Source organism: Belnapia arida, assembly GCF_016773205.1.
In the GTDB taxonomy this organism is placed as follows: domain Bacteria; phylum Pseudomonadota; class Alphaproteobacteria; order Acetobacterales; family Acetobacteraceae; genus Belnapia; species Belnapia arida.
Genome location: NZ_JAETWB010000016.1, coordinates 80,191 through 100,467, shown reverse-complemented (window position 1 = coordinate 100,467; position 20,277 = coordinate 80,191). Strand labels below are relative to the sequence as shown.

Here is a 20,277-nt window from a genome sequence, read left to right as displayed (position 1 = left end):
CCGGTTTGCGGTCGTGGCGGAATGGTAGACGCGCCAGCTTGAGGTGCTGGTGGGGGAAACCCCGTGGAAGTTCGAATCTTCTCGACCGCACCATCCGACCTGGCATCCTTTCGTAAGCATCTGGCACGCAGGGCACTGACATAGAGTGCCGCACCAGCCGGTGCCATGCCCCTAGCCCGGCGGCGCGATCCGCTCGAACAGGTGCTCGTAGCGCAGCACCAGCCCCTCGCCATCCACCACCAGATCGGCCTCGAAGCCTCGTGACAGGCCGAGATCGACATAACGCAGCCGTCCCGGCCCCTGCCGGTCGTAGCGCTGGCTCGACCGGGCCACGGTCAGCGCCGGCCCGTCGATGAAGGCCGTATCCAGGGCGAGGCTCGCCCCGGCCCCGTCCGGCGTCCGCCGGATGGGGAGGCTGTTGCAGAAGGGCGTGACGGAAAGATCGGGCTCCTCCGCCCCATCGAGGTCTGGGCGCGGCAGGCCATCCACCAGCCAGCCCGTCCCGGCCCGCTCCAGGTGCAGCACCCCATGGCCCCGCGCGCCCCAGCGCTCGACGGTGACGGATTGCGCCCGCCACCCGCCATCCAGCCGCCAGCGATGGTCGAGGCGATAGCCGCCCTCCTCAAGCCCGATCACCGTCGAGACTGCCGTGACGGCACCGTGCTCGGCCCGGAGCTCCAGCCGCTCCAGCCCTTCGGTATCGGTCCGCCGCCAGTAAAGGATCGAACTGTCCATCGCCTGCGCGCCTCCGGCACAGCATGCCCGCATAGCCGGGTGGAACAGAAGGGCTTCCCCGCCTTGGGCCGCGGCGCGGCCCCGGCTAGACTGGCGCGCGTTCAGGGGGACCCAGCATGGACGAGGATTTCCGTAAGGCCGCGCTCGACTACCACCGCCACCCGCGGCCCGGAAAGCTGGCGATCGAGCCGACTAAGCGCATGGCGACGCAGCGCGACCTCGGCCTCGCCTACTCCCCCGGCGTCGCCGCCGCCTGCGAGGAGATCGCCGCCAACCCCGATGCCGCCTGGGACTACACCACCCGCGGCAACATGGTCGCCGTCATCTCGAACGGCACGGCCGTCCTTGGGCTGGGTGCCATCGGCGCGCTCGCCTCCAAGCCGGTGATGGAGGGCAAGGCTGTCCTCTTCAAGAAATTCGCCGGCATCGACTCCATCGACATCGAGGTCGAGGAGCGCGACCCGAAAAAGCTGATCGAGGTCATCGCCGCCCTAGAGCCCTCCTTCGGCGCCATCAACCTCGAGGACATCAAGGCCCCTGAATGCTTCGAGGTGGAAAGCCGGCTGCGCGAGCGCATGCGCATCCCCGTTTTCCATGACGACCAGCACGGCACCGCCATCATCGTCGCCGCCGCCGTCCGCAACGGCCTGCTACTGCAGGGCAAGCGCCTCGAGGAGGTGAAGCTCGTCAACACCGGCGGCGGCGCCGCCGCGCTCGCCTGCCTCGACCTGCTGGTGGCGATGGGCCTCCGGCGCGAGAACGTCACCGTCTGCGACATCGCCGGCGTAGTCTATGCCGGCCGCACCGAGCAGATGGACCCCTTCAAGGCCCGCTACGCCCGCCAGACCGATGCCCGTACGCTGGAGGAGGTCTTGGAAGGCGCCGATGTCTTCCTCGGCCTCTCCGCCCCCCGCGTGCTGAAGGCTGAATGGCTGTCGAAGCTCGGCCCCAAGCCCCTGGTCCTGGCACTCGCCAACCCCGAGCCGGAGATCCTGCCGGAAGCCGTCCGCGCCGCCCGCCCCGACGCCATCGTCGCCACCGGCCGCACCGACTATCCGAACCAGGTCAACAACGTCCTCTGCTTCCCCTTCATCTTCCGCGGCGCCCTCGATGTCGGCGCCACGACCATCAACGAGGCGATGAAGGTCGCCGCCGCCGATGCCATCGCGGCGCTGGCCCGCGTCGAGGCGAGCGAGGTGGTGGCCGCCGCCTATGGCGGCCAGGCCCCCGTCTTCGGCCCCGACTACATCATCCCGAAGCCCTTCGACCCCCGCCTAATCCTCGAAGTGGCCCCCGCCGTCGCCCGCGCCGCGATGGAGAGCGGCGTCGCCCGCCGCCCCATCGCCGACTTCGCCCATTACCGGCGGGAGCTGGAGCGCTTCGTCTTCCGCTCCGGCAACCTCATGCGGCCGATGTTCGAGGCGGCGAAGGGCAACCCGCGCCGCGTCGCCTATGCCGAGGGCGAGGATGAGCGCGTGCTCCGCGCCGTGCAGACCGTGCTCGACGACGGCATCGCCGAGCCGGTGCTGATCGGCCGCCGCGCCGTCATCGAGGAGAAGGCCCGCAGCATGGGCCTGCGCATGGACCTCTCCGAATCCGTCCGCGTCCTCGACCCCGGCGCCGACGAGGAGGCCTTCGCCCCGCTGCTCGCCCGCTACCAGGCCAAGGTCGGCCGCCGCGGCGTGCCCCCCGAGGCCGCCGCGCGCCGGCTCCGCACCGACCCGAACGTCGCCGCCGCCATGCTGCTCGAGGCCGGTGCGGTCGATGCCGCCCTCATCGGCGGCAGCGGCAACTGGATGGACCAGTGGCACGACGCCTACTCGATCATCGGCAAGCGCGCCGACGTGGCGCGCGTCTACGCCCTCTCCGCCGTCATCGTCTCCGGCGTCACGCTCTTCTTCGTCGATACCCATCTGCTGGTCGAGCCGACGCCCGAGCAGGTCGCCGAGATGACGCTGCTCGCCGCCGAGCAGGTCGAGGCCTTCGGTATCGCGCCGAAGGTGGCGCTGCTCAGCCACTCCTCCTTCGGCGCCTCCAACGCGCCGACCGCGCGCACCATGCGCCAGGCGCTCTCCCTCATCCGCGTCCGCGCCCCCGGCCTCGAGGTGGATGGCGAGATGCATGCCGATGCCGCACTGGTGCCGGCGATCCGCGCCCGTGCCGTGCCGGATTCGCCGCTCACCGACACGGCGAACCTGCTGGTCTTCCCCAACCTCGATTCCGCCAATATCAGCTTCAACTTGGTGAAGGCGGCCGCCGACGGTCTGCAGCTCGGCCCGATGCTGCTGGGGATGAAGCAGCCGGTGCATGTGCTGGTCGCCAGCGTCACCGCCCGCGGCATCGTCAACATGACGGCGCTCGCGGTGCATCAGGCGAACGGCCTCAGGGCGGAGGCGGGCTGAGGCCCGCCGTCCGCTCCTACCGCGACGTGGCCGTGATCCCCAGCACCCGCTGCGCCGCCTCCGGCCCACCCGACGCTGCGCCCGACAGCTCGCTCACCGGCACCGGCTTCGGCGGCTGCATGGCGATCGTCACCTCCTGCGCCTGCCCGCGCAGCAGCCGCTGCACCGCCGCCAGCACCGGCGCGACGGCCCCCGTGCCGCCCTGCATCGCCCCCGTCGCCTGATTGGCCCAGGCCTCGCGGATCTGCCGCTCCGGCTGCCGCCGCTCCCGCGCCTCGGCCGCCGCCAGCCGTTGCAGCAGCGACTGGTCGAGATAGCGCATGGTCAGCGAGACCAGCCGGGCGGCGGCGAATTTCTCCTGCGTCGAACCTTCCGGCGCGATGCCGTCCATGGTCAGCGACAGGCCGAAGGCCCCCGCATCCCGCACGCCGAGCAGCATCCCGACCAGCTCCAGCCGCCCCGCCGCCTGATCGACTCGGCTTTCCACGGAAAAATCCCCGGTGAGCGCTTGGTAGCCAAGCCGCTGCAGCCAGGGTGCGATCATCGGAAAAGGCTCGACCCGCAGCCCCTCCAGCGTGACCCGCCCGGTATCCGGCCCGCCCTGGCCGAGCGCGCCCGTCATCCGCATGGCGCCGAGCGAGCCGATCGCGGCATTGCCCTGCGTCACCGTCACCCCCTCGATCGCGGCGGTATAGGCCCCCGGCGGCCGCGGCGGCGTCTGCTTGTCGGCCAGTGCGGCGAGCGTCCCGGCAAGGTCGATCCCCTCCAGCGCCATGCGCGCCACCTTCACCCGGTCGGCGACGCCGCCGCCCTCCGGCACCAGCACGTCGAGCCCGGTGACGGTCGCCCGCCCCGCCCGTCCCGCCCGGTAGTCCTGCACCAGGATCTCGGCGATGCCGACCGGGCGCTCGCCCTGCACCGCCAGCGCCTCCAGCCGCAACAGGCCGAGGCTCATCTGGTCCGGCCGCATCGGCGCCCCCGGCGCCGGCCGCTGCACGGCGAAGTCGCGCAGCTCCATCCGCCCGATGGCGGTGGCCTTGCCTTCCTTCGTGGTGAAGGTGAGGGTCTGCGCGGTGAGGGCGCCGATTGCATCCGCCCCCGGCCGTTCCACCACCATCTCCTGCGCGGTGATCCGCTCGCCCTCGCGCGTGCGGATCTCGGCATCCTGCATCCGCGCGGCGCGCGGTCCGGTTTCGGCCGCGCTCCGGTAGGAGAGGCTCGTCCCCGGCCCGAGCATGGCGCGAAGCTGGCCGAGCGCGGCCGGCTCGTTCGGCGGCACCGGCGCGGGGGCGGCGGCCGGCGGCGTCGGGGCAGGGGAGGGCGCGGCCGGCGCCCCGCCATCGCCGAACTTGTCGGCGCGCGGCGCCGGCGCCGGGGGAGGGGTTTCGGCCCGCGGCGTCACCATGGGCGGCGGGTTGGCGAATTTGTCCACCTGCGGCGGCGCGGGCGACGGGACGGGGGCGGGCGCCGGGCCGAACTTCCCGCCCGGCTGCTGCTGCGGCTGCGGTGCCCCCAGCGCCGGCGGCTTGCCCTGGGCCAGGGCGAAGCCACCCCCCAGTATCGCCACCATCCCGCCCAGCATCCCGACGCCCCGCAACCCGCGCATTCCTGCCTCCGTCCAATCCTTGGCCGCGAGTGTCGCATGCCCTCGCCGGCATCGCCTGCAATTTTGCGCCGCCGCGACGAATGCCTATCCCCTACCGCCCGCCCCGTGCCGCGCCCATCTCCAGCCACATGAGCAAGCTGCCCACCGTACCGGGCTCCACCGCCGTCACTGCATTCCTCCAGCAGGTCGCGAGCCTCCCCACCCGCCCGGCGAGCCACCGTCCCGGCCGGCTCATCATGGCGATCGACGCCACCGCCTCCCGCCAGCCGAGCTGGGACCGCGCCTGCCAGCTCCAGGGCGAGATGTTCGGGGCGACGCGCGCCCTCGGCGGCCTCCTCATCCGCCTCGCCTATTTCCGCGGCTTCGAGGAATTCGCTGCCACCCCCTTCCTCGCCGATGCCACGGAGCTGACCCGCCGTATGACCGGCATCGCCTGCCTCGGCGGCCAGACTCAGATCGGCCGCGTCTTCGCCCACGCCCTCGGCGAGACGAAGCGCGACCGCGTCCACGCCCTCATCCTCATCGGCGATGCGGTGGAGGAGCCGCTGGACCCGCTTTGCCACCAAACCGGCCAGCTCGGCCTGCACGGCACGCCGGTCTTCGCCTTCCATGAGGGCGGCGACCCCCGCACCCGCGATGCCTTCCGGCAGTTCGCCAAACTCTCCGGCGGCGCCTACGCCCCCTTCGACGCCGCCAGCGCCGCCACGCTCAGCGAGCTGCTGCGCGCCGTCGCCGTCTACGCTGCCGGCGGCCGTGCCGCCCTCGCCCGCCTGCCGGGTGAGGGCGCCCGCCGCATCGCCGGCCAGCTTCCCGCACCCGGCTGATGGCCTGGCTCGCCCTCGGCGCGCTGGCGCTGCTCCTCGGCCTCTGGCTGCTGCGCGCCTTCGCCGGGGCCTCGCCGGCAGCCGTCCGGAAGGCGGGGCTCTGGCTCCTCGCCCTGTTCGGCAGCGGGCTGGTCCTGTTGCTGCTGCTGAGTGGCCGCGGTGCCCAGGCGCTCTGGGCACTGGTCTTCTTCGGTCCCGTCCTCTGGCGCCGCGTCAGCGCTTGGCTCGCCGCCCGCCGCTTCGCCCGCCCTGCCGATGATGCCAGCACCATCGAGACGGCGACGCTCGCCATGCATCTGGACCACATCACCGGCATGCTCTCTGGCCGCATCCTCCGTGGCGCCCAGGCCGGGCGCGACCTCGCCGGACTCGACCTACCCGCAATCCTCGACCTCATGGCGGAGTGCCGCGGCGCCGACCCGGAGAGCATCCCCCTGCTCGAGACCTGGCTCGACCGCACCCATCCCGGCTGGCGCGACACCCCCTCCGAGCCTGCAGGCGGCCCCATGACCCGCGCCGAGGCCCTCGCCATCCTCGGCCTCGACGAAGGCGCCGACGCGGATTCCGTCCGCGCCGCGCACCGTCGGCTGATGCGCAGCGCCCATCCCGACCGGGGCGGCAGCGACTGGCTTGCCGCCCGCATCAACCAGGCCCGCGACATCCTGCTCGGCTAACGAACACCGGCGCTCAACCCGCGTTGCTTCCCTCATCCAGCGAGGGAGCAGCCCGATGACCAAGCCCACAGGCAGCGACGACCGCAACGGCCAGCTCGGCGAGGCCGAATTTCGCCAGGGCAACCGCGGCCAGCCCGCGACCGGCGAGAAGGATGCCCGTGGCCTGACCCGCGACAGCACCCTGCTCCAGGAGGAGGACGAGGCCCCAGTCCCCGGCGATGCCGCCCGCGGCTCCTGGGCCGTCGACACCACTCCGAAAGGCGATTGATCCGCATCCGTGGCATCGTAGGGGCGGGCATAACTTGCCCCGCCCCCATGCCGCATGGCATCCCTCCGCCCGGGCGCCGCAACCGCGGCGCACTGATCGCCACCCGAGAGGGAGAGCCCCGTGCCCGCCAAGAAGCCGCTGAAGAAGGCCGTCCTGCCCGTCGCCGGCCTCGGCACCCGTTTCCTGCCCGCCACCAAGGTGATGGCCAAGGAAATGCTCCCCGTGGTGGACAAGCCGCTCATCCAGTACGCCGTCGAGGAGGCCCGCGCCGCCGGCATCGAGGAGTTCTGCTTCGTCACCGGCCGCGGCAAGGTGATGCTGGTCGATCAGTTCGACGTCGCCGTCGAGCTGGAGCGCACGCTCACCGAGCGCGGCAAGCAGAAGGAGCTCGACATGCTCCATGCCCAGGCGATGCAGCCCGGTTCGATCATCACCACCCGCCAGCAGGTCCCGCTCGGCCTCGGCCATGCGATCTGGTGCGCCCGCGCCTTCATCGGCGACGACCCCTTCGCCATCCTCCTGCCGGACGACCTGATGCAGTGCGAGGTCTCCTGCACGAAGCAGCTGGCCGATGCCTATAACGAGACCGGCGGCAACGTCGTCGCCGTCGAGGAAGTGCCGCGCGAGATCGTCAACCGCTACGGCGTCATCGACCCCGGCGCCACCACCGGCAAGCTCGTCGAGGTCAAGGGCCTTGTCGAGAAACCGCCGGTGGAGCAGGCGCCCTCCAACCTCACCGTCATCGGCCGCTACGTGCTGATGCCCGAGGTCATCGGCCATCTCGCCAAGATGGAGCGCGGCGCCGGCAACGAGATCCAGCTCACCGACAGCATGGCGAAGCTGATCGGTACCCAGCCCTTCCACGGCGTGCTCTACGAGGGCAAGCGCTTCGATTGCGGCGACAAGGCCGGCTACCTGGAAGCCCAGGTCGCCTTCGCCCTTGCCCGGCCCGACATGGCGCCGGCCATGCGCGGCATCCTCCAGCGCTATAGCTGACGCCGCCCGCCAATATTACGGCCGGGGCCGACCCGGCCGTCTCCCTCCTCGCCAGGAATCCACTGCGATGTCCGTCTTCCACCACGAATTCCACGGCACCGTTCTCCGCGAATACGACATCCGCGGCATCATCGGCGAGACGCTGCAGCCCGAGGATGCCTTCGCCATCGGCCGCTGCTTCGGCTCCGTCGTGACGCGCAAGGGCGGCACCAAGGTCGCGGTGGGCTTTGACGGCCGTCTCTCCTCGCCCGATCTCGAGCCGCAGCTCGTCGCCGGCCTGCGCGCCTGCGGGCTCGAGGTGCTGCGCATCGGCCTCGTCGCCACGCCGATGCTCTACTTCGCCAGCCACGCCCTCGCGGCCGACGGCGCGGTGATGGTGACGGGCAGCCACAACCCGCCGAACTACAACGGCTTCAAGATGATGCTGGGCCAGAAGCCCTTCTACGGCCCGCAGATCCAGGAGATCGGCCGCATGGCGCGCGACGGCGACGTCGTCCCCGTCGCCACCGAGGGCACCGACCGCCCCGTCGACATCATGGCCGACTACCTCGCCCGCGTGATGCAGGACTATGACGGCGGCACCCGTCCCCTGAAGGTCGTGTGGGATCCGGGCAACGGCTCCGGCTGCGAGGTGACGAAGGCGCTGGCCGGCAAGCTGCCCGGCGAGCACACCGTCATCAACGGCGACGTCGACGGCAGCTTCCCGAACCACCACCCCGACCCGACGGTGGCCAAGAACCTCGAGCAGCTCATCGCCGAGGTGGCGCGCACCAGGGCCGACCTCGGCATCGCCTTCGACGGCGACGCCGACCGCATCGGCGTCGTGGACAACGAGGGCCACATCCTCTTCGGCGACCAGCTGCTCATCATCCTGGCCCGCGACGTGCTCAGGTCGAAGCCCGGCGGCACCATCATTGCCGACGTCAAGGCGAGCCAGGTGCTTTTCGACGAGGTGCAGAAGGCCGGCGGCACGCCGCTGATGTGGAAGACCGGCCATTCCCTCATTAAGACCAAGATGGCCGAGACGGGCAGCCCGCTCGCCGGCGAGATGTCCGGCCACATCTTCTTCGCCGACAAGTGGTACGGCTTCGACGATGCGCCCTATTCTGCCATCCGCCTGCTCGGCATCGTCGCCCGGATGGAAGGCAGGCTGAGCGAGGTCCGCGCCGCCCTGCCGCAGGTCATCAACACGCCTGAGCTGCGTTTCGACTGCGCCGAGGACCGCAAATTCGAGGTGGTGCAGGAGGTGAAGCAGCGCCTCGCCGCGTCGGGGGCCAAGGTGCAGGACGTGGACGGCGTCCGCGTGCTGACCGATGACGGCTGGTGGCTGCTCCGCGCCTCCAACACCCAGGCCGTGCTGGTCGCCCGCTGCGAGGCCTCGAGCGAGGCCGGGCTCGAGCGGCTGAAGGCGCTGCTCGCCGAACAGCTCGTCGCCAGCGGCCTGCCCGTCCCGGACTTCTCCGCCGAGAACGCCGGCCACTAGACAGCGACGGTGCTGCTCTTCCTCTACGGCAGCCTGCTCGACCCCAAGGTGCTCGCCCAGCAATCGGGCGAGCCCCGCCTGGCCCGCCGCCTCCGCCCCGCGGTGCTGCCGGGTCATGCACGCCGCCCGCTCCGCGGCACCCCCTATCCGACGCTGATCCGCCAGGCCTGCGCCGTCACGGAAGGCGCCCTCCTACGCCCCAGCCCCGCCGCCCTCCGTCGCCTTGCCGCCTATGAAGGTGCCGAATACCGTCTCACGCCCGTCCGGCTGCTGACGCCTCGCGGCCCGGTCCGCGCCCGCGCCTGGATCGCCCCGCGCTGGCGAGCCGGCTAGAGCGGGGTCCGTTCGCACTGGCTCACGGAAGCCGCTCTGGCTTGTTGTTTTGTCGGACGCATAGTCCGATCAGATGAGTCCATCCGATCGGAGCTTGCTCTGACGCTCAGGCCGGCACCGCCGCCCGCTCCGGCGCCGCGCGCAGCCATTCGTCCAACGCTTCCGCCGACATCGGCCGCCCGATGAGGAAGCCCTGCGCCTCCTCGCAGCCCAGCTCGGCCAGAAGGTCGAGCACGGCCGCGCTCTCCACCCCCTCGGCCACCACCCGGTAGCCGAGCCCCCGCAGCATCCCGATCATCGCCGCGACCAGCGACCGCCGTCGCGCATCCTCCGCCATTCCCTGGATGAAGCTGCGGTCGATCTTCACCACCTTCGCCGGCAGGCGCTGCAGATAGGCGAGGCTGCTGTAACCCGTGCCGAAATCGTCGATCGCCAGGCCGAGGCCGAGGCCGGCCAACGCCTCCAGCGCCGTGAGCGCCTGGCCTGCATCGGCCATGACCGCGCTCTCGGTCAGCTCGAGTTCCAGCGCATCCGCCTCGAGCCCGTGCCGCAGCAGGCCCTGGCTCACCCGTTCGGCGAAGTCCGGTTCGGCGAGGTTGGTCGCCGAGATGTTGACCGAGAGCCGCAGCCCGATCCCGGCCCGGTGCCAGGCGGCGAGCTGAGTCATGGCCTGCTCCAGCACCCAGGCCGTCGCCGCCCGGGCCATGGCGGTCTGCTCGACCAGCGGCATGAACTCGCCCGGCGAGACCTCACCCAGCACCGGATGCCGCCAGCGCAGCAGCGCCTCTGCCCCGACGCAGCGGCGGCTCGCCAGCTCCACCCGTGGCTGGAAGACGAGGCGGAACTGCTCCGGCTGCTCCAGTGCCTTGGCGAAGGCGGCGAGCAGGGTGAAGCGCCGGCGATGCGCCGCATCCTCCGTCGAGCAATAGATGTTGACGACCTGCTCCCCCAGCCGGGCATCCTGTGCCGCGCTGTGCGCTGTCCGCAACACGTCCTGGGGCTCCGTCTTGCCGAGCAGGAAGGGCGCGATGCCGGCGCTGACCCCGATGAGGAAGCGCCCGTCCGAGCCGTCCCGGATGCCTTCCAACGCCTCGGCGAGGCGCGCTGCATAGGCTGTCGCCTCCGTCCCCGACTGGGCGAGGAAGGCGAATTGCGTGGCGGCGACGTGGTAGGCCTTGCGCCCGGGCCCCATCGCCCGCCGCAGCCGGCCGGCAACGTCCCGCACCCGCGCGTCAAGGAAGTCAGGCCCGAGCACGCGTACCGCCTGATTGATCTGCTCCGGACTCGCCAGGTCGACCAGCACGGCGAGGCGCGGCTCCGGCTCCGGCCGGTCGCGCCCCATGTCGCCAAGATCCTCGATGAATTGCAGCCGATTGGGCAGGCCGCTCAATGGATCGATGCGGCCGAAGGCATGCTGCAACTCGATCTGTGCCATCACCATGGCGGCCAGGTCGCCGAGCGCCTGCATCTCCGCGGCGCTGGCCTCTCGCGGCTCTGTCCCGAGGACGCACATGGCGCCAAGCCCATGGCCCTCGCGCGTCACCAGCGGCGCCCCCGCGTAGAAGCGGATGCCGGAGCGGGCCAGCAGGCTGTCCCGGTAGCAGGGGTCGCCGTGCAGGTCCTTGATCAGCAGCGGCGCGTTGGTTTCGGCGACTTCGGCGCAGGGTGCCCGCTCGCGCGGGATGGACCAGTGTTCGACCCCGATGCGGGACTTGAACCACTGACGGTCGAGATCGGTGAGGGAGACCGCCGCGATCGGCAGCCGGAAGAGCTGCGCCGCCATGCGCGTGATGCGGTCGAAGGCCTCGCTCGGCGGGGTGTCAAGCAGGTCGAGCTGCCGCAGCGCTTCGAGGCGCGTGGCCTCGGTGGTCCCTGGCATACAAATTCCTCGCTGCCGTCCGGCTGTCTCGTATACGAAGTATTCCGTTTGTCATAATCAACACGACAAGATTTACCGCAGATTATCGCAAAGAGGTTGAGTAAGCCGAAGGGAGATGGCCGGCAGTCTGCACCGTGCATTGACGCGGGCCACCCCCAGTCCCTACCTTGTTCACCGAATGTACAAGGTTCCAAGCCGTTGATGTTTCCGCCGAAACCGCCATTCGGCGCGGCCGGTGGCGCCACCCTCCTGGCCGGGCTCGACAGCCGTGCCGCGACCATCCTGCGGGAGCTGGTCGAGATCTACGTCACCACCGGGGAGCCGGTGGGCTCGCGCACCCTTTCGCGCCGCCTTCCTCTTGGCCTTTCCCCGGCCTCCATCCGCAACGTCATGGCCGACCTGGAGGAGGCCGGGCTGCTCTACGCCCCGCACACCTCCGCCGGCCGCCTGCCGACCGAGCGTGGCCTGCGCCTCTTCGTCGACGGCCTGCTGGAATTCGGCGACCTCAGCGAGGAGGAGCGGGGCGAGATCGCCGCCCGCTGCGCCGCCTCCGGCCGCTCCATGCAGGAAACGCTGGGCGAGGCCGGGCAGATGCTCTCGGGCCTCGCCGGTGCCGCCGGCTTGGTCGTCGCACCGAAGTCGGAAGGCACCATCCGCCACATCGAATTCGTCGGCCTCGGCCCCGGCCGCGCCCTGGTTGTGCTCGTCACCGCCGACGGCCGGGTCGAGAACCGCGTCATCGACATTCCCCCCGGCCTGCCGCCCTCCGCCCTGGTGCAGGCCAGCAACTACCTGAACGCCCGCCTCGCCGGCCGCTCGCTCGACGAGGCGCGGCTGCATGTCAGCGAGGAAATCTCGGCCAACCGCACCGCGCTCGACGCGCTGACCAACCAGGTGGTGGAATCCGGCCTCGCCACCTGGACCGGCGGCGGCGGCGGCAGCCTCATCATCCGCGGCCAGGCGAAGCTGCTGCAGCATCTCGACCAGGCCGCCCGCATCGCCGAGATTCAGGCGCTGTTCGAGCGGCTGGAGGCGCAGGAGACGGTGCTCCGCCTGCTCGACCTCGCCCAGCGCGGCCAGGGCGTGCAGATCTTCATCGGCGCCGAGAGCGGCCTCTTCGACAGCGCCGGCCTCTCCATGGTCGTCGCCCCCTTCCGCAACGGGCAGGAGAAGATCGTCGGCGCCATCGGCGTCATCGGCCCAACGCGGATCAATTACGGCCGGGTCATCCCGGTGGTCGACTATACGGCGCGCGTGATCGGCCGCCTGCTGGGGTGACCCGGCGGGCGGGAACGCTTCTGGCGTTTCGGCTTTGGGGTTATCGGTTTCACCGTCAAGGAGTGGGCAAGGCGTCCATGCGACACCCGTCCAGTCCCGGCGGGGACCCGCCCTGCCACCACGGATGGATCCGATCGTGAGCTTCCGACCCAGCCTGTTCCGCAGCTTCTTCCTCGGCGGCTTCGAATGCTCGACGCATCGCCGCAATGATGGCCGCCGCCTCGACCTCATCGCCGCCACCCGGCATGACCTGCTGGCCGAGGAAGATTACCGCCAGATCGCCGAGCACGGCATCCGCGCCGCGCGCGACGGGGTGCGCTGGCACCTCGTCCAGGCCGCCGGGCCCGGCCAGTACGATTGGTCGCCCGTGCAGCCCCTGCTCCAGGCCGCGAGCCGCACCGGCACCCAGGTGGTTTGGGACCTTTGCCATTACGGCTGGCCGGACTGGCTGGACTTCTTCTCCCCCGACTTCGTCTCGCGCTTTGCCGAGTACGCGGTGCGCTTCGCCGAGCTGGCCCGCGCCGAGACCGGCCAGGCGCCGACCCTCTGCCCGCTGAACGAGATCTCCTTCCTGGCCTGGGCCGGCGGCGAGACGGGCCACTTCAACCCCTGCACCCGCGGCCGCGGGCCGGAGGTGAAGCGCCAGGCCGTCGCCGCGACGCTGGCCGCGACGCGTGCCATGCGTCAGGCCGTGCCCGGCACCCGCGTCTTCGCCGTGGAGCCGCTGATCAACACCGTCGGCCGCCCCAACGTGGTGGAGGACATCGCTCCCTCCGAGGCGCGCAACGCCGGCATGTGGGAAGCCTGGGACATGCTGCTCGGCCGGCAAGCGCCAGAGCTCGGCGGCAGCGAGGACGTTCTCGACGCCATCGGGGTGAATTTCTACTGGAACAACCAGTGGTGGCTGCATGAGGGCCGCGACGCCGCTCCACTCTCGGTCTTCGACGAGCGCTGGGTGCCGCTGCGCGAGCTGCTGGCCAAGGTCCACGATCATTTCCAGCGTCCCATCTTCGTTGCCGAGACGAGCATCGAGGGCGACCGCCGCGCCCTCTGGTTGCGCTACGTCGCCGAGGAGGTGCGCGAGGCCATCCGCGCTGGCGTGCCGGTGGAGGGCATCTGCCTCTACCCCGTGCTCAGCCATCCGGGCTGGGACAACGACCGCTACTGCCCGAACGGCCTCCTCGAGATGGAGCCGAAGCATGGCCGCCGCCCGGTGCATGCCCCGCTGGCGCGGGAGCTGCGCCGGCAGCAGCAGGACTTCGCCGAATTCTTCGGCGAGCGCTCCGAAGCCGCCGCCTGACACGGCTGGTGCGCCTCCGCCAGGCCGGCCGCCGCGAGGCGCCGGCCGAATGCCAGCCCTGCCTCGCCAGGGCAATCGACCTCCGTCACTGCCTCCGGCGGTGAAGCTCTTGCGGGTCAAGAGCCATCCGCCGGCCCAGCGCAGCGCCGCCCCGCCATCCGGTCGGGCAATGATGGGGTGAGCGCCGGCAACGCCGGCCGAGGCGCAGGTTGCGAGGCGATTCACCCATGCAAACATCCTGATGGCCGCGGCATGGGCGAGATCCAACCTCAGCCCCGCCATGACCGGGATTCGGATCTTGCGAATTCGTTGCAGGCCGGGGCAGAACCCCGCCCGAAGGAGTTGGCCACATGTCTGAGAGCACGACTGCCCCCGATGCGATGAACGGCGCCGCCGCCGCACCGACCCTGCCGCCGCTCTACGGCCAGCTCGAGGGTCTGACCGCGGAGCGCCACAGCGCGCTCCGGCTGCGGGACGCCGGCTACGGCTTCGCCGCCGCCGCCAGCGCGGTGCCGCTCGCCGCCGAGGAGTTCGCCATCGCCGCACGCAGCCTCGCCATCGTCTTCGCCGCGCAGGCGCCGCACATGCCGGTTGCGCTGACCGGACTGGCGGCAGGCACCAACCTCTTCGTCGACAGCGGCGGGGCCTGGAAGATCGGCGCCTATGTGCCGGCCTATCTGCGCCGCTACCCCTTCTTCCTGCTGCGTGTGGCAGAGGGCTCCGAGGAGCTCGCCCTCTGCATCGACCCGGGCGCGCCGCAGGTGAGCGACAGCGCGGGCGAGCCGCTCTTCACCGCGGACGGCAAGCCGGCGCCGCAGCTCGAGCGCGCCTTCGCCTTCACCAAGTCGGTGGAGGAGGCGATGTTGCGCACGCGCACCATGACGCAGCGCCTGGCGGAACTCGGCCTGCTGAAATCCTCCGTCGTGCAGTTCGAGCAGCATGGCCATCCGGTGCGGATCGACGGCTTCTTCGCCGTGGATCGCCCGGCGCTGGCCGCCCTGCCGCCCGAACAGCTCGCCGAGCTGCGCGACCGCGGCTGGCTCGAGGTGATCTACGCCCACCTCCTCTCGATCGGCGGCATCCCGGACCTGGCGCGCGGCATCGGCGGGTAGATGGACGAGGGCGGCCGGGAGGACTAACAGACGGTCAAGGCTCCATCGGGAGGAAGCATGACCGGACGCCGTCACCTGCTGGCTGCCGCGGCCGGGCTGCCCGCCGCCGCCCTTGCCCGCGATGGGTGGGCGCAGCAGCGCCTCGCCAGCCTCTACATGTTCATCCCCGCCGGGCCGGGCGGGGGCTGGGATGGCCTCGGACGGGCGATTGAGCAGGTCGCGCGGCAGGCCGGGCTGGTCGGCAGCTTCCAGTTCGAGAATGTCGGCGGCGCGGGCGGCTCGGTCGGACTGCCGCGTTTCGTCGGCCAGCGCCGCGGGCGGCCGGATGCGCTGATGGTCGCCGGCTCCATCATGGTTGGCGCGACGCTCACCAACAAGACGCCGGTCGGGCTGAAGGACGTGACGCCGATCGCGCGCATGACAGAGGAGGCCGGCGTCGTCGTCGTGCCGGCCAGCTCCGACATCAAGGACCTCAAGGGCTTCCTCGACGCGCTCAAGGCCAATCCGGGTGGCACCTCCATCGCCGGCGGCTCGGCAGGCGGGACGGACCACATCACCCTCGGCCTCATCCTGAAAGCGCTCGGGCGGTCGGCGAAGGAGGGGTCCTATGTCGCCTTTGCCGGCGGCGGCCCCGCCCAGGCGGCGATCCTCGGTGCACAGGTGAAGGCGGGCATCTCCGGCCTCTCGGAATTCGTCGAGCAGATCAGGTCCGGCCGCATGCGGGCGCTGGCGACCACGGGCGCGACGCGCACCGACCCGAACATCCCGACTCTGAAGGAAAGCGGCATCGACGTCGTCATCACCAACTGGCGCGGTGTCTTCGCCCCTCCCGGCATCCGCCCCGATGCGCGCGAGAAGCTGGTCGCGCTGATGACCGAGGTCCATGGCCTGCCGGCCTGGACCGAGACGCTGAGGACGCGCGACTGGGCGGATGCCTTCCTCACCGGCGAGGCCTTCAGCGCCTTCCTTGCCCAGGACGTGACGCAGACCGAGGCGGTGCTTAAGGAGGTCGGGCTCGCGTGACCCGGCCCGGCGCCGGCCCTGACCTCGCGGTCGGCGGCTTCGTCCTGCTGCTCGCCCTGCTGGCCTTTTGGCAGACCAGCGTCATCCCGGCCTCGCCGATCTATGCCCAGGTCGGGCCGAAGGCGGTGCCCTATGTGGTCTCGGCCGGGCTGTTCGCCCTCGGCGTCGGACTGGTGGCGAGCGCGCTGCGCGGCGGCTGGTCGCATGCGCTGGAGGAGGTGCGGGAGGCGCCGCCGACCAACTGGCGGGCGCTCGGCCTGCTGCTGGCCGGGCTCGCGGCCAATCTCGTGCTGATCGGGCCGCTCGGCTTCTCCATCGCGGCGAGCGCGCAGTTCGTGCTGGTGGCCGCCGCCTTCGGCTCCCGCCATCTGCTGCGCGACCTGGCGCTGGCCCTGGTGCTGACCCTGCTGGTCTGGTTCCTCTTCGTCGAGGTGCTTGGCGTCAATATCGGTGCCGGCGTGCTGGAGGGCCTCGTGCTGCGCGCGCTCGGCCAGGAGGTATATTGACCATGCGGCCTCCTTGTCCGCTTCGCGGCTACGCCGCTTCACGGGCAGCACGCCGATGATGGACAGCATCGCCGGCCTGCAGCTCGGCTTCTCCCATGCGCTGACGCTCGGCAATCTCGGCTGGGCGCTGCTCGGCTGCTTCCTCGGCACGGCGATCGGCGTGCTGCCCGGCATCGGCCCGGCGCTGACCATCGCACTCCTGCTGCCGATCACCTTCAAGGTGGAGGCGACGGGCGCCTTCATCCTGTTCTGCGGCGTCTTCTACGGCGCGATGTATGGCGGCTCCACCACATCGATCCTGCTGAACACGCCTGGCGAGAGCGGCTCCATCATCACCGCGCTCGAAGGCGCGAAGATGGCCCGCAACGGCCGCGCGGGCCCGGCGCTGGCGACTGCCGCCATCGGCAGCTTCGTCGCCGGCACCATCGGCACGCTGGGCATCAGCTTCCTCGGCCCCGTCGTCGTCGATCTCGCGCTGAAGCTCGGCCCGGCCGAGTATTTCTCGCTGATGCTGCTCTGCTTCGTCACCGTCTCGGCGGTGCTCGGCGGCTCGGCGCTGCGGGGACTGACGAGCCTCTTCTTCGGCCTGTTGCTGGGCCTCGTCGGCATCGACCTGCAGACCGGCCAGCCGCGCATGACGCTCGGCGTGCCGGAACTGCTGGACGGGGTGAACGTGGTGTTGGTCGCCGTCGCGCTCTTCGCTGTCGGCGAGACGCTCTACATGGCCTGGCGCCACACCAATGCGGCGCCGCAGGTGCGCCAGGTCGGCAGCATCATGATGTCGCGCCAGGACTGGCGGCGCAGCATCGGCCCCTGGCTCCGCGGCTCGCTGCTCGGCTTCCCCTTCGGCGTGATGCCGGCGGGCGGGACCGAGATGCCGACCATGCTCAGCTACTATGCCGAGCGGAAGCTTGTGAAGCCGGAGCACGCGAAGGAGTTCGGCACCACCGGCGCCATTGAGGGCGTCGCCGGGCCGGAGGCGGCGAACAACGCCGCGGCGGCCGGCATCCTCGTGCCGATGCTGACCCTCGGCCTGCCGACCTCGGCGACCGCGGCGATCATGCTGAGCGCCTTCCAGAGCTACGGGATCAACCCAGGGCCCATGCTCTTCGAGCAGCAGGGGGCGTTGGTCTGGACGCTGATCGCCAGCCTCTATGTCGCCAACATCATGCTGGTGGTGCTGAACCTGCCGCTGGTCGGGCTCTGGGCGCGCATCCTGAAGATTCCCCAGCCTCAATTGTACGCCGGCATCCTCGTCTTCGCGACCATCGGCACCTACGGGATCAGCAACTCGGTTACGGACCTCGTGCTGCTCTATGTCATCGGCATCATCGGCATGTTCATGCGGCGCTTCGACTTTCCGACCGCGCCGGTGGTCATCGGCATGATCCTCGGGCCGATGGCGGAGCAGGCGATGCGACAGGCGCTGACAATCAGCGAAGGCGACTGGACCACCTTCCTCACCCGCCCGGTCTCGCTGGCGATCCTGCTGCTGGCGGTGGTCGCGCTGGTGGGGCCGCGGCTCTACGGGCGCCTGGTCAGCCGAGCGCCCTGACCGCCGCCTCGCAGGCCGAGGCCGCCTCCACCCAGCCCGCCCGCGCATTGGGCAGCCCGGCGAAGTCGAGCGGCCGCCCGATCGTGAGCCTGATCTTCCCCGGCCGCGGCAGGCGCCGGTCGGCGGGCCAGGCGGCATGGCAGCCTTCCAGCCGGCAGGGCACCACCGGCACCGGCAGCCCCGCGACCAGCGTGCCGATGCCGGGCTGGAAGGGCGCCATTGCCCCGTCGCGGCTGCGGGTGCCCTCGGGGAAGAGGATGTAGACCAGCCGGTCCTCGACCAGTCGCTCGCGCAGCATGGCGATCTCCCCCGCCTTGGTCCGCTTGCGCCAGACCGGCAGGGCATTCACGGCATAGGCGGCGAAGAGCGCCGTGGCACCGGTGCGGAAGAACACATCCCCCGCCGCCAGCGCATGTGCCCGCCGCCCCGCCTCGCCATGCAGGATGCTGCCGAGGGCGAGGGTGTCCAGATGGCTGCAATGATTGGCGACGAGGATGAAGGGCGGCCCGGCCGGCAGGTTCTGCTGGCCTGTCACCTCCAGCCTGTGCGCCAGCCGCAGGTAGGCCCCGACGCCGCCGCGCCAGAGCGAACGCAGCGCCAAGCTGCCGAGCCCGGCCTCGCGCGCATGGCTCCGCAGCCGTTCACCGGGGGCGAGGCCAAGGTCGCGGGCCGGGCGCAGGCGGAAATCCATCAGCCGCCGGTGATCAAGCGTGTCGGCCCAGCCAGGCCGAAGCCGACATAGTAGCCGATGAAGTGGAAGGCCGCCGGCGCCACCAGCAGCAGGCTGTTGAACCGGTCCAGCACCCCGCCATGGCCCGGCAGCAGCACGCCCATGTCCTTGATGCCGAGGTCGCGCTTGATGGAGGACAGCATCAGGTCGCCGCACTGCCCGGCGATGCTGACGATGGCGCCGAAGAGCAGCAGCAGCGCCGGATGCCCCATCGGCGTCCCGGCGAAGATGGCGCCGGCCAGCAGCGCGACGACGACCGAGGTGGTGACGAGCGCCCCGAGCGCGCCGGAGAGCGTCTTGTTCGGGCTGGTCGCCGGCAGCAGCTTCCGCCCGCCGATCAGCTTGCCGAAGGTGAAGGCGGCGACGTCGTTCAGCGCGACGGCCGTCAGCAGCAGCAGCACGATCGGCCGGTAGCCCGGATCGTTCGCCATGTAGCCGAGATGCGCAAGCCCCGCGCCGAACAGCATGAAGGCGAAGATGCCGAGCGCCGTCCGCTGCACATAGCCAGCCGGCCGGTCGAGCGGCAGCGAGGCGATGGCGATGACGCCCACCGTCAGCGGCCAGAGCGCGGTGAAGAAGCCGTACCAGTGGTCGAGCGCCGCGAAGTTCACCAAGAGGATGCCGAGCACGACGACGCCGACGATCAGGTATTCCCGGAACAGTCCCGTCGCCCGGTCGTACTCGCGCAGGCAGGCGAGGCCGAGCAGGGTGACGGCGCCGATGGTCCAGACACGGCCGAGCAGCACCGGCCCCAGCATCAGCGGCAGCAGGATGCACCAGGAGCCGAGGCGCAGCCACAGCTCCCGCCGCAGCAAGGGCGAGGCGCGGCCGGTGACCGACAGCAGCCCGATCACCGCCGCCGCCAGCAGCAGCAGGCCGAGCGTCGCGCCGACAATCCAGACCGTGACCGGATGGGCGAAGGCGGTGCTCATGCGGCGAGTCGCAATGCGGCGCGGCGCAGGCGCAGCCAGGCGGTGAGCGCCGAGAGCAGCGCGATGGCCGCAAGCACGATCACCGCCAGAGGCGTCTCACCGATACCCTGCCAGCCCACCGGCGTGACGGCGCAGAACAGGGCCAGCCCCGTCACCACCGCCATGCGGTGCTGCTTCGCCATCGGCCCGCCGAAGTCGCTCGGCGCCCCGGCGCTGCGCGCGGTGACGCGCACATAAGCCGTCGCCATCGCCGCCAGCGCCGCGGCGAAGCCGAGCGCGGCATTCCCATCGGCGGCGATGCCGAGTCCGAGCAGCACGGCCGTGTCGGAGATGCGATCGGGCACCTCGTTGTAGAGTTCCCCCACCGGCGAGGCGACGCCGCGGCCGATGGCAACCATGCCGTCCAGCAGGTTGGCGGCGAGGCGGGCCTGCACCAGAAGCGCCGCCAGCAGCCAGAGCGGCCGCGCCGCCTCCGGCCACCAGGCGATGCCTGCCAGCGCCAGCCCGGCGCCGATCCCGGCCGCCATGCCGGCGAGCGAGATGCTGTTGGGCGAAGCCCCACGCCGGATCAGCCAGCCGGCGATGCGCGCGGCCGGTGCCGTCTCTCGTGCCGCGATCGGCCGTCTGTCGCCACTCTGCAT

General features: G+C 71.2%; 19 protein-coding genes and 1 tRNA gene. 14 read left to right on the top strand and 6 right to left on the bottom strand.

The window, feature by feature from the left end:
* The first annotated feature begins 7 nt into the window (after positions 1-7).
* Positions 8-93 (top strand) — tRNA-Leu (locus tag JMJ56_RS22220).
* Between the two features lie 78 nt (positions 94-171).
* Here JMJ56_RS22220 and JMJ56_RS22215 read toward each other — a convergent pair.
* Complete coding sequence (locus JMJ56_RS22215) at positions 172-735, bottom strand: putative glycolipid-binding domain-containing protein (RefSeq protein WP_202833964.1); 564 nt, start codon at positions 733-735, stop codon at positions 172-174.
* A gap of 116 nt (positions 736-851) precedes the next feature.
* Between JMJ56_RS22215 and JMJ56_RS22210 the strand changes: the two genes are divergently transcribed.
* The gene (locus JMJ56_RS22210; protein ID WP_202833963.1) at positions 852-3,137 is read left to right on the top strand and encodes an NADP-dependent malic enzyme; all 2,286 of its coding nucleotides are present in this window, start codon (positions 852-854) and stop codon (positions 3,135-3,137) included.
* A 16-nt stretch (positions 3,138-3,153) separates the two neighbouring features.
* Here the strand turns inward: JMJ56_RS22210 and JMJ56_RS22205 are convergent, their stop codons facing one another.
* Complete coding sequence (locus JMJ56_RS22205) at positions 3,154-4,743, bottom strand: hypothetical protein (RefSeq protein WP_202833962.1); 1,590 nt, start codon at positions 4,741-4,743, stop codon at positions 3,154-3,156.
* Positions 4,744-4,871: 128 nt separating this feature from the next.
* Here JMJ56_RS22205 and JMJ56_RS22200 point away from each other — a divergent pair, with 128 nt between their 5' ends.
* From JMJ56_RS22200 to JMJ56_RS22175, 6 genes are all read left to right on the top strand, one after another.
* Complete coding sequence (locus JMJ56_RS22200) at positions 4,872-5,567, top strand: VWA domain-containing protein (protein ID WP_202833961.1); 696 nt, start codon at positions 4,872-4,874, stop codon at positions 5,565-5,567.
* On the top strand, positions 5,567-6,241 hold the full coding sequence (locus JMJ56_RS22195; RefSeq protein WP_202833977.1) for a J domain-containing protein: 675 nt from the start codon (positions 5,567-5,569) through the stop codon (positions 6,239-6,241). The genes JMJ56_RS22200 and JMJ56_RS22195 overlap by 1 nt, the downstream gene beginning before the upstream one ends.
* A gap of 55 nt (positions 6,242-6,296) precedes the next feature.
* On the top strand, positions 6,297-6,509 hold the full coding sequence (locus JMJ56_RS22190; RefSeq protein ID WP_202833960.1) for a hypothetical protein: 213 nt from the start codon (positions 6,297-6,299) through the stop codon (positions 6,507-6,509).
* Between the two features lie 120 nt (positions 6,510-6,629).
* A complete protein-coding gene (galU, locus tag JMJ56_RS22185; protein WP_202833959.1) occupies positions 6,630-7,505 on the top strand; it encodes a UTP--glucose-1-phosphate uridylyltransferase GalU in 876 nt (291 codons plus the stop codon).
* 67 nt (positions 7,506-7,572) lie between these two features.
* Complete coding sequence (pgmG, locus tag JMJ56_RS22180; RefSeq protein WP_202833958.1) at positions 7,573-8,988, top strand: phosphoglucomutase/phosphomannomutase PgmG; 1,416 nt, start codon at positions 7,573-7,575, stop codon at positions 8,986-8,988.
* 9 nt (positions 8,989-8,997) lie between these two features.
* Entirely contained in the window at positions 8,998-9,321 is a 324-nt protein-coding gene (locus JMJ56_RS22175) for a gamma-glutamylcyclotransferase family protein (protein ID WP_202833957.1), read from the top strand.
* Positions 9,322-9,427: 106 nt separating this feature from the next.
* Here the strand turns inward: JMJ56_RS22175 and JMJ56_RS22170 are convergent, their stop codons facing one another.
* Complete coding sequence (locus tag JMJ56_RS22170; RefSeq protein ID WP_202833956.1) at positions 9,428-11,200, bottom strand: putative bifunctional diguanylate cyclase/phosphodiesterase; 1,773 nt, start codon at positions 11,198-11,200, stop codon at positions 9,428-9,430.
* Positions 11,201-11,401: 201 nt separating this feature from the next.
* On the opposite strand from JMJ56_RS22170, the gene hrcA reads away from it, so the two are divergent.
* From hrcA to JMJ56_RS22140, 6 genes are all read left to right on the top strand, one after another.
* Entirely contained in the window at positions 11,402-12,478 is a 1,077-nt protein-coding gene (hrcA, locus tag JMJ56_RS22165) for a heat-inducible transcriptional repressor HrcA (protein ID WP_202833955.1), read from the top strand.
* A gap of 136 nt (positions 12,479-12,614) precedes the next feature.
* Positions 12,615-13,778, top strand: coding sequence for a glycoside hydrolase family 1 protein (locus JMJ56_RS22160; protein WP_328702451.1), 1,164 nt, complete (start codon positions 12,615-12,617; stop codon positions 13,776-13,778).
* Between the two features lie 350 nt (positions 13,779-14,128).
* Entirely contained in the window at positions 14,129-14,890 is a 762-nt protein-coding gene (locus tag JMJ56_RS22155) for a SapC family protein (protein WP_202833953.1), read from the top strand.
* A 57-nt stretch (positions 14,891-14,947) separates the two neighbouring features.
* On the top strand, positions 14,948-15,913 hold the full coding sequence (locus JMJ56_RS22150; protein WP_202833952.1) for a Bug family tripartite tricarboxylate transporter substrate binding protein: 966 nt from the start codon (positions 14,948-14,950) through the stop codon (positions 15,911-15,913).
* Positions 15,910-16,419: a tripartite tricarboxylate transporter TctB family protein gene (locus JMJ56_RS22145; protein WP_202833951.1), complete on the top strand. Its 510-nt coding sequence runs from the start codon at positions 15,910-15,912 to the stop codon at positions 16,417-16,419. Before JMJ56_RS22150 ends, JMJ56_RS22145 begins: the two co-directional genes overlap by 4 nt.
* Before the next feature lie 13 nt (positions 16,420-16,432).
* Entirely contained in the window at positions 16,433-17,974 is a 1,542-nt protein-coding gene (locus JMJ56_RS22140) for a tripartite tricarboxylate transporter permease (protein ID WP_456318796.1), read from the top strand.
* Here the strand turns inward: JMJ56_RS22140 and JMJ56_RS22135 are convergent.
* From JMJ56_RS22135 to JMJ56_RS22125, 3 genes are read right to left on the bottom strand one after another with little or no spacing between them, the layout of a single operon-like run.
* The gene (locus JMJ56_RS22135; RefSeq protein ID WP_202833950.1) at positions 17,958-18,665 is read right to left on the bottom strand and encodes a lysophospholipid acyltransferase family protein; all 708 of its coding nucleotides are present in this window, start codon (positions 18,663-18,665) and stop codon (positions 17,958-17,960) included. The genes JMJ56_RS22140 and JMJ56_RS22135 overlap by 17 nt on opposite strands.
* Positions 18,665-19,636, bottom strand: a complete 972-nt coding sequence (locus JMJ56_RS22130; RefSeq protein ID WP_202833949.1) for a phosphatidate cytidylyltransferase — start codon at positions 19,634-19,636, stop codon at positions 18,665-18,667. Before JMJ56_RS22130 ends, JMJ56_RS22135 begins: the two co-directional genes overlap by 1 nt.
* Positions 19,633-20,277 (bottom strand): CDP-alcohol phosphatidyltransferase family protein, encoded by a 645-nt coding sequence (locus JMJ56_RS22125; protein ID WP_202833948.1) that lies wholly within the window; start codon positions 20,275-20,277, stop codon positions 19,633-19,635. The genes JMJ56_RS22130 and JMJ56_RS22125 overlap by 4 nt, the downstream gene beginning before the upstream one ends.

What these genes read in the sequence shown, in the direction of transcription:
- JMJ56_RS22190 (WP_202833960.1), top strand. Translation starts at nt 6,297, where the DNA reads ATGACCAAGCCCACAGGCAGCGACGACCGCAACGGCCAGCTCGGCGAG.
- JMJ56_RS22195 (WP_202833977.1), top strand. Translation starts at nt 5,567, where the DNA reads ATGGCCTGGCTCGCCCTCGGCGCGCTGGCGCTGCTCCTCGGCCTCTGG.
- JMJ56_RS22150 (WP_202833952.1), top strand. Translation starts at nt 14,948, where the DNA reads ATGACCGGACGCCGTCACCTGCTGGCTGCCGCGGCCGGGCTGCCCGCC.
- JMJ56_RS22170 (WP_202833956.1), bottom strand. Translation starts at nt 11,200, where the DNA reads ATGCCAGGGACCACCGAGGCCACGCGCCTCGAAGCGCTGCGGCAGCTC.
- JMJ56_RS22125 (WP_202833948.1), bottom strand. Translation starts at nt 20,277, where the DNA reads ATGCAGAGTGGCGACAGACGGCCGATCGCGGCACGAGAGACGGCACCG.
- JMJ56_RS22130 (WP_202833949.1), bottom strand. Translation starts at nt 19,636, where the DNA reads ATGAGCACCGCCTTCGCCCATCCGGTCACGGTCTGGATTGTCGGCGCG.
- JMJ56_RS22155 (WP_202833953.1), top strand. Translation starts at nt 14,129, where the DNA reads ATGTCTGAGAGCACGACTGCCCCCGATGCGATGAACGGCGCCGCCGCC.
- JMJ56_RS22215 (WP_202833964.1), bottom strand. Translation starts at nt 735, where the DNA reads ATGGACAGTTCGATCCTTTACTGGCGGCGGACCGATACCGAAGGGCTG.
- pgmG (WP_202833958.1), top strand. Translation starts at nt 7,573, where the DNA reads ATGTCCGTCTTCCACCACGAATTCCACGGCACCGTTCTCCGCGAATAC.
- JMJ56_RS22200 (WP_202833961.1), top strand. Translation starts at nt 4,872, where the DNA reads ATGAGCAAGCTGCCCACCGTACCGGGCTCCACCGCCGTCACTGCATTC.
- JMJ56_RS22135 (WP_202833950.1), bottom strand. Translation starts at nt 18,665, where the DNA reads ATGGATTTCCGCCTGCGCCCGGCCCGCGACCTTGGCCTCGCCCCCGGT.
- JMJ56_RS22210 (WP_202833963.1), top strand. Translation starts at nt 852, where the DNA reads ATGGACGAGGATTTCCGTAAGGCCGCGCTCGACTACCACCGCCACCCG.
- JMJ56_RS22205 (WP_202833962.1), bottom strand. Translation starts at nt 4,743, where the DNA reads ATGCGCGGGTTGCGGGGCGTCGGGATGCTGGGCGGGATGGTGGCGATA.
- hrcA (WP_202833955.1), top strand. Translation starts at nt 11,402, where the DNA reads ATGTTTCCGCCGAAACCGCCATTCGGCGCGGCCGGTGGCGCCACCCTC.